13 protein-coding genes are annotated in these 15,804 nt (G+C 34.6%); all 13 read right to left on the bottom strand.

The window, feature by feature from the left end:
* Positions 1 to 29 precede the first annotated feature (29 nt).
* The 13 genes from ACFVP7_RS10580 to pghZ all read right to left on the bottom strand — a co-directional run bounded on the left by ACFVP7_RS10580 (position 30) and on the right by pghZ (position 15,717).
* On the bottom strand, positions 30 to 752 hold the full coding sequence (locus tag ACFVP7_RS10580; protein WP_396583262.1) for a 3D domain-containing protein: 723 nt from the start codon (positions 750 to 752) through the stop codon (positions 30 to 32).
* Between the two features lie 28 nt (positions 753 to 780).
* A complete protein-coding gene (gene dnaE, locus ACFVP7_RS10575) occupies positions 781 to 4,698 on the bottom strand; it encodes a DNA polymerase III subunit alpha (protein WP_396583217.1) in 3,918 nt (1,305 codons plus the stop codon).
* A gap of 12 nt (positions 4,699 to 4,710) precedes the next feature.
* Complete coding sequence (gene recJ / locus ACFVP7_RS10570; RefSeq protein ID WP_396583216.1) at positions 4,711 to 6,441, bottom strand: single-stranded-DNA-specific exonuclease RecJ; 1,731 nt, start codon at positions 6,439 to 6,441, stop codon at positions 4,711 to 4,713.
* Entirely contained in the window at positions 6,441 to 7,577 is a 1,137-nt protein-coding gene (locus ACFVP7_RS10565) for a hypothetical protein (protein ID WP_068947554.1), read from the bottom strand. The genes recJ and ACFVP7_RS10565 overlap by 1 nt, the downstream gene beginning before the upstream one ends.
* A gap of 15 nt (positions 7,578 to 7,592) precedes the next feature.
* The gene (locus ACFVP7_RS10560; protein WP_396583215.1) at positions 7,593 to 9,107 is read right to left on the bottom strand and encodes a DnaB-like helicase C-terminal domain-containing protein; all 1,515 of its coding nucleotides are present in this window, start codon (positions 9,105 to 9,107) and stop codon (positions 7,593 to 7,595) included.
* Positions 9,108 to 9,121: 14 nt separating this feature from the next.
* Positions 9,122 to 9,592 (bottom strand): hypothetical protein, encoded by a 471-nt coding sequence (locus ACFVP7_RS10555; RefSeq protein ID WP_396583214.1) that lies wholly within the window; start codon positions 9,590 to 9,592, stop codon positions 9,122 to 9,124.
* A 42-nt stretch (positions 9,593 to 9,634) separates the two neighbouring features.
* On the bottom strand, positions 9,635 to 10,606 hold the full coding sequence (locus ACFVP7_RS10550) for an ATP-binding protein (protein ID WP_004399537.1): 972 nt from the start codon (positions 10,604 to 10,606) through the stop codon (positions 9,635 to 9,637).
* 82 nt (positions 10,607 to 10,688) lie between these two features.
* Positions 10,689 to 11,603 carry a hypothetical protein gene (locus ACFVP7_RS10545; protein ID WP_101502258.1) on the bottom strand — a complete coding sequence of 305 codons (915 nt, stop codon included), beginning with the start codon at positions 11,601 to 11,603 and terminating at the stop codon, positions 10,689 to 10,691.
* 21 nt (positions 11,604 to 11,624) lie between these two features.
* Entirely contained in the window at positions 11,625 to 11,996 is a 372-nt protein-coding gene (locus ACFVP7_RS10540; RefSeq protein ID WP_396583213.1) for a hypothetical protein, read from the bottom strand.
* 314 nt (positions 11,997 to 12,310) lie between these two features.
* Positions 12,311 to 12,691: a hypothetical protein gene (locus ACFVP7_RS10535; RefSeq protein WP_019712321.1), complete on the bottom strand. Its 381-nt coding sequence runs from the start codon at positions 12,689 to 12,691 to the stop codon at positions 12,311 to 12,313.
* Positions 12,692 to 12,753: 62 nt separating this feature from the next.
* Entirely contained in the window at positions 12,754 to 13,050 is a 297-nt protein-coding gene (locus ACFVP7_RS10530; RefSeq protein ID WP_113712893.1) for a hypothetical protein, read from the bottom strand.
* Positions 13,051 to 13,135: 85 nt separating this feature from the next.
* Positions 13,136 to 14,896: a right-handed parallel beta-helix repeat-containing protein gene (locus ACFVP7_RS10525; protein ID WP_192852134.1), complete on the bottom strand. Its 1,761-nt coding sequence runs from the start codon at positions 14,894 to 14,896 to the stop codon at positions 13,136 to 13,138.
* Positions 14,893 to 15,717, bottom strand: a complete 825-nt coding sequence (gene pghZ / locus ACFVP7_RS10520) for a gamma-polyglutamate hydrolase PghZ (RefSeq protein WP_192852133.1) — start codon at positions 15,715 to 15,717, stop codon at positions 14,893 to 14,895. Before pghZ ends, ACFVP7_RS10525 begins: the two co-directional genes overlap by 4 nt.
* Positions 15,718 to 15,804 lie beyond the last annotated feature (87 nt).

Raw genomic sequence — 15,804 nt, 5'->3', positions numbered from 1 at the left:
GTTTATACCTTTCTGTTATTTGGATTGATTTACCAGCTTACTCTAACATTTTTACGACCAAATGCATTTGCTTCTTGCTCACTGTCCATCAGAATATCTATACGATTGTTTTTAATATCTCCTCCTGTGTCTATTGCATATGCTTGAAAGCTATTCCCTCCATAAGAAACTTGAACTAATGAATACAAAGGAATTACTTCTGGATCAACAGCGATTATTCTTTTTCCATTGTAATAGGATGTGTTTGATACATCATAGCCGGTTCTTGTTTTCCCTGTGCAACCTGTAGAACAAAACGCTGTGTAAGCAGTGGCAACAACCTCATGACTCTTCATTGCCTTGGCATTAGTACTTTTTGAAGTTCGTTTATTTACACTTATCTTTTTGTTGGTTTTTTGCACTTTTTTTGTTTTTGTATGTTTTGCTGCTTTTTTATTTTCTTCTGTTAGATATGTAATCGTCACATTAAGATACTTTTTTCTACTTTCAGTCTGCTTTTCTTCCTCACTCTTTAGCCTGGGAAGGATTCTTGGAACGTCAATTTCATGAATTAGTTTTTGGGTCACCTCTTTTTTATTTAGATAAAATGACTCTTTTATTGAGACTTCGACTTGACTGTCTTGATGTGTATACAAGTTTTTAGCGCTATATACGAGCCCTACTCCTAACAAACCAATTGTAGCAAAAAGTGTCATTTCTTTAATTCTATGATATACATATTTTTTATGTTTGTCTATAAGTTTTTTGAAAATTTTCATCTCTCCTATTATCAGTTAAGATTTATATTTCTGCCCTTTTAGTTGTCAAACTCATACTTCCTTCATTATCAACAAAATCTATTCTGCAGACTGTGTGATTATATATGCTATTTTTATAGACCTTCGGAATAAAATTGTTACCTCTTCTGAAACCAGTAAACATGAGCAATGTTCCTCTGGTATACCAAGATTTCTCGACTACCTCTTTCTTTCCGCCACCAATGGATCTAGAAATCTGTTTATTGTAATGACTAAAGCTACCCGACCACTGTTTAACTGTAACCACCCCTGTAGGTGTTAGAAGAGTAATTGTATGTTTGTTTTTATCCCTATCTAAAACAGTGCCTATAATCCGTGTAGTCTCATATTCATAGAGAGTTTTCCCTCTCCATTGATAAGGTTTACCTTTGACCGGCTCTTCTGGTAGTTTATAAAAGTCAGCAATATCATACTTGGCAAAGTTTACACCAGAAAGCTCATGGTCATTATAATAATAGCTCAATGAATCCATTTCCCACTTGCCTAATGACCCATCGGCGTATTTTTCCCACTCTTTTATTAATAAACAATCATTCAATTTCTTCAGTGGTTCTTCTGTTGTTATCCAGGACTTTATATTAGACATCTTGTTATCATATTCTTTTTTAAAAGCTTTTTCAGAAATGACAAGCTGCCCGTTTAACATGTCAACAACACTATCCTCACTGAAATACTGGTTATAAAATGAAGCTGATACATCATCCAATAAAAGAAGTTTATCTTTTGGCGACTTTAATGTTTTGTACACCTTTTTGCTGATGTATTCTTTAAAGCGAAAGAATCTCACTTCTTGTGCAAATTCTGAAGGAACAATGTTGTTTTCAATTAGCATTTTTAAATTAGACAACGTAAGCTTACTTTTTGGTTCTGATATTAATCTAATAAAGGCCTTCATGATTTCTTGCCTATCTCCAAAAGAATCAAAGCAGCCTCCTTTTATTAATTGGATTACTTGTCCTTTCTTAATAATGCCGCTCTTAAACATTCTTTCAATAAAGTCGTTAAAGTCACTATATGGTCTATTTAGAACTATATGATGAATAACATCGTCTCCAATTCCATTCATTCCTTTAAGTCCAAATAAAATTGAATTGTTGTTAATATCAGTCCTAAAACCAAAATCAGCCTTATTTATATCTGGAAGGTCTATTTTAATCCCTCTTTGTCTGATGTTTCCGATGGCTGAAGCAACTTTTCCGTAGTTTGTAGCAGCTGTCTTTTTGTTGTCTTTTGTATTCTCGGTATCTATTCCTCCGCTGTTTACCGTTAAACAAGCAGTATTCCAGTATAAAGGATTATATCGATAATTTAAGTTCAATTCCTGTAATGCAATAATTGAATATGCCAAGGTATGAAGTAAACTAAAACTGTAGCCAAACTGTCTTTTAAATTGAACATTCCAGACATAATTCAACAGGTTATCGGAAGTGCCAATCTCCTTTCCTTTTTTAAAAAACAATTCTTCCACTTCTTTTAGTACATCTTCTTTCTTTTTTGCTATGGATTTCCTAAGATAATTTGATTCTTTAATGTCAAAGTTAGCTATATCTTTATCCATAACCATCTGCATAACCACTTCTTGAGTATCAGCAACACCATAAATGTCCTTAAGGTGCCTCTCCATTACTCTGATTTCCTTTTCGCTTAGACCGTACCGTGTCATTTCTTCATACCATTTATTAAGGTTATTTTTGTATTTAACATATGTATCTACAGGCTGTTCTTCACCGTCTGACATAAGCCTCATTAAAGAATTGGTTACTGCTGCTTCAAGTAAGTTCTTAGGTTTTACTTTGACAACTGATTGATGACCGACTTCAGTTGAGAACTGGAATAAATCCATGATCTCCCCATTACCAGCCATTTCCCATAGCTTATCATCTTCATACTCAATTACGTCTGGATGGATGTATTTGTTGTATGTTTCCTTCAAACTTCCTTGCCATTCAATTTCTTTATTCTCGATTAATTGGTCTAATGTTACTCTAATCTTATCTAAAGCTTCAATTGTAAGAAGGTCAAACTTTACTGAGCCCATAGCTTCACTGTCACCCATATTAAACTGTGTAATATAAGCTCCTTTAGGAGTTTTCATCATTGCATTCGACTTTGTATATTCATCGTTAAAGATAATTACTCCGGCTGCATGAGAAGAGCGCTTATTAGTTAACCCTTCAATTTTTAGAGCTGTTTCTTTAAGATTAGGGTATTGTTCAACCTCCCTAATAAACTCTTTAATCGGCTTCCTACCAGTTTCTTTGTCACCATAAAAACAATGTGTTAAAGGCCAGTTAGATCCTCTTTCAAATGGAATCATTCCACTTAAATACTGGGATATATCATTATCGATTCCTAAGCCTCTACACGCTGTCTGAAGCGCTGATTTTGAACCCTCAGTTCCAAAAGTAGCAATTTGAAGAACACGTTTGTCTCCAAACCTTTCTCTAAGTGCCTTAAGAATTTTTTGTCTTTTTGATCCTTCAGTATCAATATCGATATCTGGAAGGTCAGGTCTCGATTTATGTATATGTCTCCAATGTGGTAAATCATATTGCATTGGATTAATTTGAGTGTTATCAAGAAGATAATTAACTAAGTAACCTGCAGCACTTCCCCTAGCTGCCCCAACTAAACTATCTCCTCCACACTCATCATCCCAAATAATATTAATGATTTCTCTGACTGTTATGTAATAAGAAGACATAGACTGATTCAGCTTTTGGCTGATTTCCCAAAGTTCACCCAGCTCAACGTTAATCCTGTTCAATATTTTATGAAAAGCTTCTCTCGTTAGTTCGCTTGTTTTTAATTTCTCTTCAAATCCGTCCTCAATTAACTTAAGGAGATATCTATCTTGTTCATCTGCTGATTCAGACATCTTTTTTATATATTCATATTGATCATATGCTGGTTTAAATAAATGTCTTAATTTAAAGTTAGGAAGCTCCATCTTAGGGATAATTGGCTCGTGCTCTATAGTATAGTCTTCAATCATCTCACCAATGAGCATTGTATTTTTTATGGCCTGATCGATGACTTCTTTATCAATGTAATCCATTCTCTCATGAATTTCATCAACGTTTTGAACGAAACAGGCTTCATAAAAGGAATCAACTTCTCTTTCTCCATCCTTAGCTTTTAAAAAGGCTTGATGAATTGCTCTATCTTCTGGTCTTAGAAAGTGTGCATCAGTTGTGACAATTATCTTCAATCCATAGCCGTTGGCTATATCAACAAGTTTCTTATTACAATAAATTTGCTCTTCACTTAAAGCTGGCTGAAGCTCAATAAAGAACTTATCTTCCCCAAAGACTTTAATACACCATGTAATAAACTCATGAATTTTTAATTTGTGCTGCTTGATTGACTTAATATCTCCGCTTTCTTCGCATTCTTTGATTCTGAGTAAATTGATATTCACCTCAGAGCCGAGACAAGCTGTTGTAGCAATAATGTGACCTGGATTTTTGCTAAGCAGCTCTTCTACATCATTTTTAACTGTGGGCACTCTTTCCATCGTTCCTGTGTAAAATGAATTTTCCCAGGCTAGTGAAGACAGTATTCTTAGCTGCTCATGTCCTATAGGGTCAATTGCCAACATCAAGAAATGCGGAAATTTTGTCACTCCCGATTTATAGTTATCACGGACTTCTTCTAATGAATCGACTAAATATGCTTCATTCCCCAAAATGAGTTTAAAATCTGTAGGCATATCCCCTTTCTTCTTCATTTCTCTGACAGTCTTAATTGCTTCTAAGTGTGCTGAAAGAACCTCATGATCAGTAATAGCTAATCCTTTATAATTCATCTGAACCGCTGTCTTAAGCAATTCTTCAACTGAGTTTGTTGAATCAAGTAGTCTTATGTTACTTTTATCAGTGTGACAGTGACATCCTATCAACTTTCTTCCTCCTTAAAACACAAGTTCTTTTTGTTTTGTACGAACCACCTCCAATTCATAAATCTCTATTTGAGGTGTTTTCTTACCTTTGTATTCATTTGCCTTTGCTTTACCAATTACATTTATGACTAATGTTCCATTTGATTCTGTAAGCTGATTAAAGTAATTCTCATCACTTTTAAACCTTATGTATTCGATATCACCATGCTTAAATTTAACAGTTGTCTTATTCTTTTTCCCTAAATGCTCAATTTGTTCGACATCAATTTCAAGATCCGTTATAGCTATTAATGGTTCTTCAACTTTGTAACCCCAATAGTCTTTGTAACCAGCAAGTTTAAGGATAAATTCTTTTCTCAATCGTTTTGCTGGGATCTCAAAATCAACATTCTGAATATCTTCTTCGATATTTATGTCTTTAAATTTTTCATTCAGCACTTTGTTCACCAGGATTAAGTTCTGTCGTTTAATTGCAAAGCCAGCTGCATTTGGGTGACCTTCAACAAACTCAAATAATCCAGTATCTATAAGCTCTTTCTTAAAATCCTTTATAAACCCTTTATCATATCCTCGTATAGAGCCACTCAAGATATCTTTACCTTTTTCGGGATCGTTTCTGGCTAACAAGACCGGCTTTTTATATTCTTCTGCAAGCTGATTGGCCACCAGTCCAGTTAGGCTTTTATCTAGAAGTCCTTCAATGTAAACAATCAGTACTTTATTCGCTGTTAAACTTTTCTCCTCTATTCTATTTTTAATTTCAGCTCCAGCTGCATCTGCAATCCGTTTCTGCTTTGCTTTTAGATTTCCTAGAATCCTAACTGTGTCATCATGTATTGAAACAAGTTCAGTTTCACTTTGCCCACGTTTTTTGTAGGGAACCTTTTCTTTAGAAAGGAGGAATGCTCTCATCATTTGATCTTTTTCTTCACTGCTTCCAACCCTGATGGCAGCATTAATTAAAGGGTTAATAAAGAATTGTGTATTCTGTATGTTCTTGTCACCCTTGGTTGAAAACTCTTGCTTCTTAAACAGCTTCTTTAATAATGGATGCTTAATTTTCTTCAAGCCTTCATTCATAAAATACCTGGTTTCAAGGTTTCTTGAATCAGCCGAATCAGCAATGTTACCAATAGAGACAAGGTCTAAGAATTGTTCGGCTTCATTTTTATTTAGCTTTTCATCAACTGCCTGGCAAAATTTATAGGCCATTCCTGCACCTGTCAGAGTTTTATTCGAATAATTAAGCGAAAGTTGATTATTTACTACGATCGCGTGTTCAGACACTCGTTCACATTCATGGTGATCAATAACAATTATTTCTGTGCCTCTCTTATTAAGAGCCTCATGTTCCTCAAATTGACTTGAACCTGCATCTGGGATTATGACTAAGTCAACATCATCAGGAATTGTATCAATAAAAATCCCATGCTCTTTCCCATCTTGAATTCTGTAATGTATATTAGCTTTCGGACAAATCTTCTTTATGTAATTTATAATGATTGAGCTGGATGTGTATCCATCAACATCACTGTCTACCTGAACAAACAATTTATTTTTATTATTTAAATGCTTAATAAGACAATCTGCAGCTTTATCAATATTATTTAGCTTTGAATAATGAATAACTGAACTTTGATCAACATTAACAAACAACTTTGGATCTTCTATGCCTCTATTTTTTAAGATAGTAGCTAAAGGATCGAAATTATAATCATTGTCGCCAATTAGTCTATACTCCATTAAATTCCCCCTTCATCTGTGCCAATCTCAATTTTCCTTCTCATTAGCTCCTCTAGAGTTTCCTTTCCCTTGTCAGCTGGGCTGTCCTTATAATCCAGTAAGCCTTCATAATCCCACAAAACATACACACGAACATAAGGAGTAAATTTTGCTGCGAGCTTTAGAATTTTCTTCTGATATTCAACCAATTTTTCTTGATATTTCTCCTCTGTTTCATGTTCTTTTGGTGGTCGGTATTTATCAAGAGCAATAAAAACTTCTTCAACACCAAGAGACAATAAAATGTCCCGGTGAAAATTAGATATATTACTTGAACAAACAGCACAGGTAAAGTTTGATTCACCGTAAAAATCTTGGCATTTTAATACTGATTTTTCTGATTCGAAAATCAATACTTTCTTGAACCTTTCTATCGAATTTTTTGTTTTATGTAATCCATATAGATTCATCATTGTTTGATGGTTATATAAGGTATTGCCAACTTTTAAAGGCATATATTTATAGCCTGCATCTACTTCTTCTTTAATCATTGAGCGCCTACGTATACCAATCAACCTATTATTTAAATCTCGATGAGGAATGGTAATCCCTTCTGTATGAGGTCTAAAATAGTACCCAATCTCAAACTCTTTTAATGTCTTGTGACTTATTCCCTCACCTAGCCACAATTGGTGAGGATAAGGCACAAATACATCTAGAACCGTTTCATTAAAGCTGGGGAGCTCAATATGTATTTTTTTCTTCTTTTTGAACTTCCCCATCCATTCCCAGTCATCAATCAAATCATTGTTTATGTATGTCTCTCTATTCCCAAATCCAAATGTTCTTCCTGCTATTTTGGCAACATATTCGATAGCCTGATTAAAAGAGATATTAATACCTTTTTGACTTTTTGCTCTTATAACAAGTTCAAATACATCAAAATTATCTCCACACTCTGTATAACAGTGAAACTGTTTTGCTTCATGATAGTAATACAGCTTATAGCTCCCACCAGAAGCATTGTGACAAACAGTTCTGTAAATCGGATTTCCTTGTTGATCCCACTGATTGTTCTCGCTACCTAAGTCTTTTAAAATCTTATGTATATCCTCAATGGTCAGGCTTTCTTTTACTCTGTCTTTATCATACTTCAAAGGGCGCTACACCCCTCATCCTGCTTTTATATTCAATTTCTCAACTGTGATTAATTCATTGTCAAGATTTGTTGTGAAACAGTCCTTAATCCGCATGTTGCCCATATTGATATGAGAAAAGACTTTAACTTTGTCATACTCATTTCCCCTATTTTTAAATACATGTGTAACAAAATTTGGCTCTGGATAAAATCCTTCTTTTAAGATTGGATCAATTGCATCCTTCTCTTTTTTACTTAAAGGAAGAATTATCATTGCAGCATCTGTTTTATCTGCAATGGCCTTACTTCCTCTCAAGTAAGAAGCATCTATTACTTGTCCTTTTAACCATGCTTCTTTCCAATCACCATTCAACTGAGTTGCACTCATCATATAGACATCGTATTTGTTACATAAGCCCTTTAACTTATCCGACATAAGTAAAAGAATTTGGTCTTCCCTCAAGTTGACCCCACTTTTTTTGCTCATCTCTGAAAAAATGGTTACTGATGAGTGAATATAATCGAAATAAACGTACTCTACATTGTTTTTAATGACGTTCTTTTCAATTGTTCTTTCAATCTCCTGAATATTAAAATCAGGCAGATGTTCGAACCATATGCTAGACTCTTGAAGAACTTTAGCAGCCTTACGCACAAGTTGTTTTTCTTGTTCATTGATTGTGTTTCTAAGGATTTTTTTCTCTTCTACACCACTAATGTAGGCAAGTGCTAAGCTTTGCAATTCTTCGGCCATCATTTCTGTTGAAATAACCGTAGAACTTTCACTCCATGGGTTTGATACCCATTCCTTCTTTTTAGGATCATAAAGTTCGGTTGCACTTAAGCGACAAGCGTCAGCGACCATGTTTCTTGTTTTACCGCCACCTGTAATACTTGAGCGCAGATAGAACTTTTTCTTCCGTGATCCCCGAAAAATTGAAGTAAGCATTTCGCTATTTAATGGAACTCCAATATCCGGCGACTCTTCGAATGAATCCAATAATTCATTAATACCTTCTCCACCCTGGATTCCCACACTTTCAGATGAAGTTCTGAATTTTTCTTTTATGTCTACAATCTTCATTTCATAAGCTGTCAAAATTTCATCAATCGACTTCTTATCAAACTGTTCTTGCATCTTTTCTTGTTCTTTTGGGTCAATCAGAGATTCATCATATATTTCCTTAATATCGAATCCCAAGCCATCCATTTCTCTAAGCAGACTAAACTTTTTTAATCTTTTATAGTGGTAATCAAAATTTTCGACAACTGCCAACTCTTGTATTTTTTCTATATATTCAAGACCCTTATTATCATGGAAAATTTTATATTGAATATCGTAATCCTTTAGATATCCATCTATTTCAACGTCATTCAATACTTCAGTTCCTTGATGAAATAGGTTGCTCATGGCAAAAAATAATATTGAATGAAACCTTGAAGGAAAATCATCCGAAGTTATCTTATATTTATTGCTCTCTGACAAGATTGTGGGATCTTTTAAAATGCTCCCTAAAACTTGAATTATTGCCTGTTTGTCTTGTAGCAAATGGACTCTCCTTCCTATAGCGTTGAGATATCAACTAGCCCTCTTTTCTTTCTCATTCCTTTTTTTATGACTAACGTAATTTCTTCTCTTTTATGATTCTTTGGATCTTCAGCTGATTTTCGAATGGCTTTTTGTCTAATGTAATGCCGCTTTGCTTCATCATAAACAAATGAAACGATTCCAATGCCATCTCCTTCTCTGGGTTGATTATCTAAAGTTTCATAAAAGTATCTAAGCGCTAGCTCAATGCCTTTAAGCTTATACCCATATTCCTCTTGATACTCTTTAATTTGTTTCAACATCATGCCAGTTGGAGATGTAAGACCATATAGATTGCATATGTATTGAATTAACTCTTTTCTGTGATCTGATTCTTGCTTCCAGGTATTAAAACACTTTTCATGGTAATATCTTTTTTTATAAGGAATTGCTGAGTCTTTGTCTAACTTGGTCTCGCAATAAGGACATTTAACTTGTCTCCCCAAATAATCACTCCTAATAAGGAGGAGAGAATAATCCCTCCTCTTTTATTCTGCTAGAAGGTCTTTTAGATCATCTAGAATTACAGACATGACACCTACTTGCTTACGGCTGCACTCAGTAACTTTTACACCCTTACCTAAATGTTTCTCTGTAATCTCATTAACTTCTTCTAAACGGCCTTCTTCATTAAGCTTCATGCCAATTTCTTTAATTTGATCCATTAATGAGTTGAAATCAAGTTCTTCTGAAGCGTTGTTTTGTTTTTGCTCTTCGTATGTAACAGCGACAATTCCTTCTGCTTGCTCCTGTCTTTCGACTGCCTCAATAATTGCTTTTTCTAAGTTTTCTGCAGTAAATTCAGGAAGGTATGTGTCAATGTAATCAAATCGGCTACGAGCAAAATGCTCTTCAGTTTCAGCTAACCAAGCACTTGATTTGATTACTTTTCTATCTTCATCAACACCATTAGAACTTAGATAAAGAACAATATCGCTGTTATCAATTACTGGAGCTAAAACTCGTTTATCCCCCTTCGGATATACTTTGCCTTTTTTGTCTTCAGCAGCATGAGCAATAAAGATAACCGTAAATCCTACGCCAATTAATTTATTGATTTCTTCCCATACTTCAGTTTCATACTCTTTCCAAAGGCCAAACCCATCATTACCATCTTTAATCCGTTCTACATCATATTGCTCGCATACATATCTAGTCGCATATTTAGCAAAAGCGTCTACTTCATCAACAATGATTGTCTGATACATTTCTTTGGCTTTTTCAGCATTTTTAGTTAACTGTTTGTTTACCTTTTTAAAATCAGCCCAACTATTGATAGGCATGAATTGGACACCGGCAATGGCATTTAATCCTTTTTCGAATGGCAGATATAACGGTTTCTTCATCCGAGTGCTTTGCTTAGTTTTACCTAAGTTGTTAGAACCGTAGATTGTGATAACTTTTCCTTCTAATCCTTTTGCTACTACAGAAACTTGTGGGTTGAAAATATCGATTGCCATTATAGTTCTCCTTTTATTTTGAATTTGTTGGGTGAGTCGGAGCTCACCCCAGTTATGTATTAGATTAATGATCTATTTTATTTTAGAAAGGGAGATCATCATCTGAAATTTCAACCGGCTTTGAAGGCTTGTTATTAGGAGCACTTCCACCAAAGCCAGACTTTTTATTGTTTTCATTGCTGCTTTCGTTCTTAAGTCCTTCTAGATAAGTCTCTCTTTCAGTCAATGCTTTTTTAATTACTTCTGGATTAAAAGCATTTTTACTATCTTCATCATAAGGATCGTTCCCACCTGTAACTAGATACTCTCTTTTTGTAATGGAGGTGATTTCTTTTTTGTCTTCTCCAAATGCAGCAGTTTTGGTTGTTACTTTTTGTTCTTTATAATTAATAATCTTTCCGAAGACATTAACCGTAGATCCTTTTTCATAATTGTTTTCAACATATTGAGAACCTTCCTTAGTCACTACAAATGTAAAAGGAATGACTTTCCCGCCATACAAAGGGATATAACCATTTAAATTAACTCTTCCTGTTTCTTCTCCTTTTACTTTTTCTTCAGTTACATTTTTAACAAACAGTTCAACATCAAATTCAGCTTTAGGATTAAATTCTTCATTAGCATCCAGTCTGTTTACAAAGTTAGTGGTTAGCTGTGGGTACGCCTTTAATACTCCTTGAGAGTAATATTCATTTAATCCAATCTTACCTTGGGTGATTCTCACTTTATCAGCTTGATCTCTTCCATGTTCTGCGATGGACTTATAATCACTTATGATAGTTTGATACCCTTTGGCAATAGCATTATCTGTACCATCAGCTTTCTTATATTTTGAAAAGCCTTTAACTGTATGCACTTCGTTAGGTGCAACCTCAATATCTAATTCAATATTTAGTCCATTTCCATTTTTCCACTCAGTGTGTCTTACTTCTGCCAGAGTTCCTTCAAGTGTTACAACGTTTGATGCTTCACGTAATACCGTTTTGTTTTCTGCCATATTTTTAATCATCCTCTATTTTTATTTTTGTATATTGTGATTTTTCTTTGAATATGTAATTTTGCTAAACTTGCAGTCTTTGATTCCAAGTTCTTTACTAAGTTCTATGTACCTTCTTTTTGGGAACTTCCAATCATTTTGATCAGAAAAGCATCCTGATTTATTTACAATTTCAAATACCTGCTTTTTTCTGTTAACTTTGATTATCATATTTCCATAAGCGTACTCTGTGCAAAATAAACGTTTTTTAACTCGCTCAGGATGAGTTTCTTTGACAAGTGAGACATTCCTTATCATCTTTAACAGTGCCTGATCAGGAGTAATTGACTTGTTGCCTTTAACGTTTTCTCTGTAATAGCTTAATGCCTTCTCTGTTATCCCCAGTACCTCCAAGTAGTTCGCCTCCTTCCCTTTAACTTGATTTTATTATATACATATTTTTTATCTTTGTCTATATGTTTTATAAACTTTTATATTTTTTATTTTTGTGTTTCATTCGCAATCTTTCTAATTCGAATAAAATTATCATTTTATTGAGTTACAAGGGTCAAGGAGCCACACAATGGCAGCTCCTGAGTTGATCAGCCTCCGACTCTAACTTCCATATTAGCTCATCCCCCAATAATATTAATCACTTTTTAACCCCCAAAACCTTTTTAATACTCTCCCTTAGGATTAAAGAGAATTATATCATGGATTCATAATATTTAAACAATTTCACTCCATAACCACATATCCATTGTTTGCAATGTAAATCCATCAGGCAGCTTCTTCATTTTTATATTAACATTAAATCTCTTTCCGGTTGTTTTATGTACAATAGCCAGTTCTTCTCCATTAAAGAATCGCACAATGGCCTCATCAAATGCAATTGGCTGATTAACCACATAACCTTCCTTTAAAGCTCTAATAAACAAATAGGGATCATTTTTATACAGCTCATAAAGAATGTTCGCATATTGTTCGTTCTTGTCTCTAAGTAGTTCAAAATTAATCAACGGTATGTATAAGTCTTTGTCTGATAAATTTAATTTGTTTCTAAAGTATTTAATTGCTTCATCTTGCTCTTTAGAAATGATGTTTGACATTCAGTTAACCCCTTTATTCGTATGATAACTAGGCTAATCTTAGAGACTAGCCCAGCATTGCCTTATAAATATTCTACTAGACCATCGTCTTTAGCCCCTTCTGCTATTAGACTATAGGCAGCCAGAAGATGCTCTTTGATTTTCTCTTTTGTTTCTTCCCCGAATGCATCAAAACCAATTTTAACATCACTTGAGTAATTAATTTTCCTATTCCCTACTTGAACTACATTTTCCTTTTTAATTTCAGCAATAAAATAAGCATTTGCTAGGTTCTTTCCTAAATACTCCTCTGTTAATGGATCATAATCATCGAAAACCTCATACCGTATTTCTCCGATTCTAAGCTTCTGCTCACTCATAGTCTCATCCCCTGTTTTGAAATTTTTGGTACTTCTAAATTATATACCAAACAAATAAAGGGAACAAGTGTTCTTATTGAGTTTTTTATTTATAATCGATTAGTGTATCATCTAAGGCTAATCTAGGTGTCCCGCTGTCGTATGTATTATGTATTAAAGTTGTACTGGAAGCATTAAACGTTGCAAATGGGTGCGAAAGAATTCTTGAACCAATACCTTGAACATCGTTCCTAATTAATCGAACCTTTTTTGTCCCGTTTAAATATATTCCATAGCCTTGATCTGAATCTCTGTTAAACACGATTTCATTTCCTCTAACCATATGCTCAGAACCGCCTATTAAGTGGATCGCAATGATTGCTTTGCAATTATATATCTGGTTATCACTTATTCTGATATTGTACATATCAGCTGCCCCCATAATTGCAACATTTCTTGGTTCAAATATCTCATTCCTTGTTAGGAAGACTTCTGAATCTTTATCCCAATATATACCGTAACCTTTTCCACTCAATAAGAAATCGTTTAGCTTAATTCTGACTGCTTGAGATCTCTCACAATATAGACCTCCGTAAAGATTGGAGAACGTATTATTTAAGAATTTAACGTCATTCGAATCCATCACTTTAATTGCATATGCTGAAGTTGTACCTTTCCCTTTATTATTGCTCACTTTAATATCTGATGAATTCCTCACCTGGATCTGAATACAATCGCTGTCCTGTATTCTGTTGTTCGAAATGGAAACATCTTCGGCCATATGTGTTGCTATTGCACAATTTGAAGCGTTCTTTACGGTATTATTATCAATCGATACCCCTTTTCCTCTAATCATCATGCCTATTTTAAACCCTTGAATATTGTTATCAGTTATTTGAATTCTGTTGCTAGTCTCAGTGCTCGAAACGCCTACAGAGTCTATTCCATACTCTTTAGACTCCCCTTCATTTATTATCTTGTTACCCTTAATACTCACATCTGTACTGTAGCCATATGAAATAACATTGTCACAGTAGTTATCTTTGATGGAAACTTTACCGCTTGTATGAGCAGTAACCGAACCACGACCATTTTTTCTAAACCTGCAATCCGATATCGTTAACTCATAAGGATGATCATACTTTCTTCCGTTTTCTCCGTAGCCCTCTAAATCAATACCTAGTTGAGGGCCAATTGTATCTCCTCCAGCTTCCTCTATATCACAGTCTTCAACCAATAACCCTTCACAACCGTTAGTAGCTAAATTGTTCCGTCTCCCTCTTTTCAGTTCACATTTTCTTACGGTCACACTTTTGGAAGGTGTATAAGCCATCCCTGGATAATTCATCATTCCGTGTGCTGCAATCCAAATGTTGTCTCCTATACAATCTGAGATTTTTACATTTTCAATCAAAACGTTTTTGCTCCCATGAACATGTATTCCGAATCCCCATTCATGTGTTTTTCTATCGGTATCAATTAGAGAATAATCATGTTGATATCGATCACCTATAATATGACCTCCTCTAATTATTACGTTCTCTGCAAGCCCAATATAAAAACAAGAATAGCCTTGATACCCATTGGGGTTAACTTGAAATACTGCTTCTGGATCTAAAAGGAGCTCCATATTTGATGGGATTTTAATTCCCCCGCCCACTTCAGGATTGCGTTGATTTAATGTATTTACTGAATCAATAATAAAATTCCCTTTTGGAATTTCCACAATGGGGAAATTATTTTTTGATGCGTATATAAGAGCCTCATTAAACCCTTTAGTTGTTTCATTTGGATTCGAGTTAAAGGCATTTATTCCCCATTGATCAAAGTCAACATAGTATCGCATGGATTTATTCAACAATATCATGGTGCTACTCCAGCAATACAATACACATTTTCATTAATGAATTTAGTTAGAACAGCAATATAGTCATAAAAAACTTGATTCTTCGTTCCATTGCGTCCAGCCAGTGTAAAAGTATTAAACATTTCTCTTCGTTGTTCAGTGCTTATTTCAAGTTGAATACTCATACCAGTGCTATTTTTATTAGCAATGTTCTGCTCATTTGTGCCAGCTAAACGGGAATCTTCAGACAGCAATTCTGCAGAAAAGCCTGCATCGGTAAGCAACGATGTAATCTTAGCTGCTTTTTCTCTTTCTGTCCCACCAACTAAAGTGTGTTTCTTACTTGATGCATACCCATGAATTGAGATTGTTAAATCATGCTTACTTAATAAATCTAAAGCTTGAGGATCATCAAAATTCGTACTTGTAATATGCAACTCAGAAGCTCCTGGTATTCTTAAACCTTCAAATAGATAGGTAGAATAAGACTTACTTAGTTCTTTTGCAAGCTCGCTAGTCCCTCCTTCAATACCTCCACCATGAGGAGCCAAAATAAGCACACGCCTATCAACATCGGTAGTTAGAATGTTATAGCTCAAAGGTGACTCATTTGCTTTCAACTCTTTAAAATTACTATACTTATCTGCAGCTAGAACTGAACTTTGATTAAACAATGCAAACAGTGAGGTTACTAGGATTGGAAAAGACTTCTTGGCTGTGATATACTTATATAGCTTCGTAACCTTGCGAAGTGTGCGGTAGAGAAGGTCAGGCCCGCCAAAGCTAGCCTTCTCTGCCCCCTTAATCTCTTTTTCCTCTATTCTGTTTTTGAACTTCAACAATTAACAACTCTCCTTATATAATTTTATATTTATTCCCTATTTTCATCTTATAAGCAGTCACATTAGTACCACCCCCTTATCCGAATA

The sequence above is a fragment of the Bacillus sp. SG20033 genome (genome assembly GCF_044570195.1).
GTDB classification, from domain to species: Bacteria; Bacillota; Bacilli; order Bacillales; family Bacillaceae; genus Bacillus; species Bacillus subtilis.
Note: the sequence above shows the minus strand (reverse complement) of the source record. Positions and strands in the feature narration are given on the sequence as shown.